The organism is Candidatus Deferrimicrobiaceae bacterium, from assembly GCA_035256765.1.
GTDB lineage: Bacteria > Desulfobacterota > Deferrimicrobia > Deferrimicrobiales > Deferrimicrobiaceae > CSP1-8.
The window spans coordinates 1-3,354 of sequence record DATEXR010000103.1 but is presented as its reverse complement, the minus strand read 5'-3'; the positions used below and the strand labels follow the sequence as shown (position 1 = coordinate 3,354).

Here is a 3,354-nt window from a genome sequence, read left to right as displayed (position 1 = left end):
CCGACCTTCCCACATCGTGTAGACGATGATCTGGTTGTCGGAGAGGTCCGGGATGGCGTCCACAGGCGTCCGCAGGAGCGCCCAGATCCCCCACAGCAGGATGACAACGCTCCCCAGGATCGTCAGGAACCGGTTCTTGAGGCAGGCGGAGATGATTCCGTTGATCATCGCGTCGTCCTTCCCGGATTACTTTCCGCCGTTCTCGGCATGACCGTCTCCCCCGGCGGCCCCCCGAGACGATGGCGCGGGAGCGGAGCCTTCCTTCGGCGTCTGCTTCGGCCCCTCCGCGCCCCCATGCCCCGCGTGGGGATCCGACTGGCCGCTCTTGAGCTGGCTCTCCGAGTCGATCAGGAACCCGGCCGAGGTCACGACCGTTTCGCCTTCCTTGAGCCCCGACAGAAGCTCGTAATACCCGTTCGACTTGTGGCCCACCTTGACCATCCGCGGTTCGAAGGTGTTCGGCTTCACCTCCACCCATGCCATCGCGCGCTCGCCGGTGATGAGCACGGCCGAATCGGGCACCGCCAGCTCCTTCCCCTTCCTCCCCTGGAACAGGACGTTGGCGAACATGTCGGGCTTGAGCAGACTGCCGGGATTGGGGAGGTTGATCCGCACCTTGACCGTGCGGGTCTCGGGGTTAAGAAAAGGATCCACGAACGCCACGAGCCCTTTGAACTCCCTCCCCGGGTAGGCTTCGGTCGTGACGACGGCCGGGGTGCCCACGGGCACCTTGTGGATCTCGGCCTCGTAGATCTCCGCCTGGACCCAGACCGGATCGATCTCCGCAATCGAATACAGCGGGGTTCCCTCCATCACGTACTGCCCTGCCGCCACGAGCCGTTCCGTGACGATGCCGGACGCCGGGGCGGAAACGGTGAAGACGGTCTTCGGCTCCTTCGTCCTCTCCAGCCCTTCGATCTGCGCGCCGGTGACGCCCCACAGCGCAAGCCGTCTCCGGGAGGCGTCGAGGAGACCCGCCGACATGGATCTTGCGTCCTCGTATGGGCTTCCCTTCATCCGCTCCATCCCCTCGATGGCCAAAAGATACTCCCGCTGCGTCGCGATCAGTTCGGGGGAATAGATGTCCAGGAGCGGCTGTCCGCGCGTAACCCCTGTTCCCGTGAAATCCACGTGCAGCCTCTCGACCCTGCCGCCGAACCGGGCCGCCACCTTGGCCACCCTCCGTTCGTCCCACGACACCTTTCCCACCGAGAAGGTGTCCAGGACGAACTCCCTCCTCGCGACCTTCTGCGTGGCCACGTTCGCCATCAGGCGCTGGGTCGGGTTCATCGCCACCATGCCGATCGCTTCGTCTTCGTATACCGGGGTGCGCTCCATCCCCATCGGTGATTTCCCCGGCTTGTCGCTGCGGTCGCCGGGGATCATCGGGTCGGTCCAGTACAGGATCTTCCGCTCCTTCTTCGCCGGGGCGGCGTTATCCGGCGCGGCGGCGGCCGCCATGCTCGACTGCAGCACCAGCGTCATTCCGCAGATGGGGCAAGCACCGGGCTTGTCGGTGACGATGAAGGGGTGCATGGGGCAGGTGTACTTCCCCGACTCCTCCGCGGTGCCGCCGGTCCCTTCCGCCGGGTGCGGGTGGAGCAAGTGGTGGAAGGCGGGCACGTTGTAGAAGGCGATCGTCCCCGCCAAGAGGAGGGCCAGCAGCAGGGCAACGCCCCACGCGACCTTCCGGGACACGTTCCTCCCCTTTCCCTCCCCGGGTGCGCCGTTTTTCTCCCCCGGAATCCTTTCCTCGCGCTCTTCGCCCACGATCATCCCCCGTTCGGGCCTCGCGGCCCATTCGCCTTCAGTTCAGCTCTCTCCCCACGGCCGCTTCCAGCCTGGCCTTCTCCATGTGCATCTCGCCCACCATCCCGGAGTACTCCTTGCGGAAGGAGAGGACCGTCATCACCGAATCCATGAACATCGGGAAGTCGATCTTTCCCACCTCGTAGGACTCGACGTTCGCGCGGAACGACTGCTCGGCCTGCGGGATGAGCGTCGTCCGGTACAGGACGGCCACGGCCGCCCGGTTCTCGAGCGTGGCCAGGATCCGCCCGATCTCGTTCGAGGTCGCCAGGTCCAGGGCGTCCAGCTCGCGGGCCGCCATCTCTCGTTCCGCGATCATCTCCCGGATGGCGGGGTCGAGTTTCGCCTTTCTCCACACGGGAATGTTCATCAGCAGCATGGAGGTGACCATATCGGACCGCTTCGTCCCGTCCAGCATCGGATCCCTCTGCATGTAGGATACCGATACCTCGAAGTCCGGGTAATACTCCCTCCTGGCCATCGCCACCTGGGCCTCCCCCCGGGCGACCCGCGCCTGGAGCGCCTTCCGGGCCGGGCGGTCCTCCCGGTAGGCCGCCATCAGTTCCTCCGGCCGGAAGGGAAGGAAAAACTCGGAGAGCTCCTCAAGATCCGGGACCGGCCGGTCCGGGGGCAGGGCCGCCAGGGTGTTGAGACGGACCGACAGGACCTTCTCCCGGTTCTCGAGCATGAGCAGCATCTCGCGCATCTTCCCCGACTCGACCTGTCCCCGGAGCACGTCGGGCTGGCTTCCCCGGCCGACGGAGTACATCTCCTGCGTGACCCCCACGATGTCCCGAAGGACGTCCCGGGTGCGGCGGACCACCTCCGCCTGCCGGCGCACGGCGGCGAGTTCCGCATAGGTCATTTTCACCTCGGAACGGAGCATGCTCCTCATTTCCTCCAGGTCGTAACCCGCCTGCTCCCGCTCCCGCACGGCCATATCGGTCTTGAGCTTCCTCTTGCCGGGGTAGGGGAACATCTGGGAGACACCGATCTCCTTCCCGCTCATGTCCTCATCGCGAAACGACCACGTATCGATGGGCACGTTCGTCAGCCCGATCCAGGCCTTCGGGTCATCGAACGCCCCGGCACGGACCGCCGCGTTCTCCTTCATCCGGATCCGTTCCTGCATGGATGCGAGAGAGGGATTCCCCGACAGGGCCTCCCCGACGTAGTAGGCCGCAGGAACGGGCGTCTCCGCCGCCGTGGCGGCTATTGCCCGGAGGAATGCGAAGAGGAACAGCAGGGCGATGCCCGGCCGCAACGCATTCGTCCCGCTTGCGTGATTTCGTATCTCCGTTCCCACCTCCGCACCCCCTTTCTCATGGGATTCCGGTAACGAAGGGCCGCTTTATCGCGGCCCCTCTCCGTCCTTTGATTTTTCCCTTGCGGGGTCATGCTATTTGCTACTTGAGCGTATGCGAGAACTTGCCGGACCCCTTCTTCCCGCCCGCCTCGATCTCGACCGAGAACTCGTATTTCCCCGGCTTGTCCAGGGTGATGTCCGCGCCGAAGTGTCCCTCCATCCCCGTCAGGTTGTACGTC

Annotated in this window: 2 protein-coding genes; both read right to left on the bottom strand. The window is 65.2% G+C overall.

What is annotated here, in order from left to right:
- Positions 1-186: 186 nt before the first annotated feature.
- Complete coding sequence (locus tag VJ307_03495) at positions 187-1,770, bottom strand: efflux RND transporter periplasmic adaptor subunit (GenBank protein ID HJX73197.1); 1,584 nt, start codon at positions 1,768-1,770, stop codon at positions 187-189.
- Positions 1,771-1,807: 37 nt separating this feature from the next.
- Entirely contained in the window at positions 1,808-3,115 is a 1,308-nt protein-coding gene (locus VJ307_03490; protein HJX73196.1) for a TolC family protein, read from the bottom strand.
- Positions 3,116-3,354: the final 239 nt, after the last annotated feature.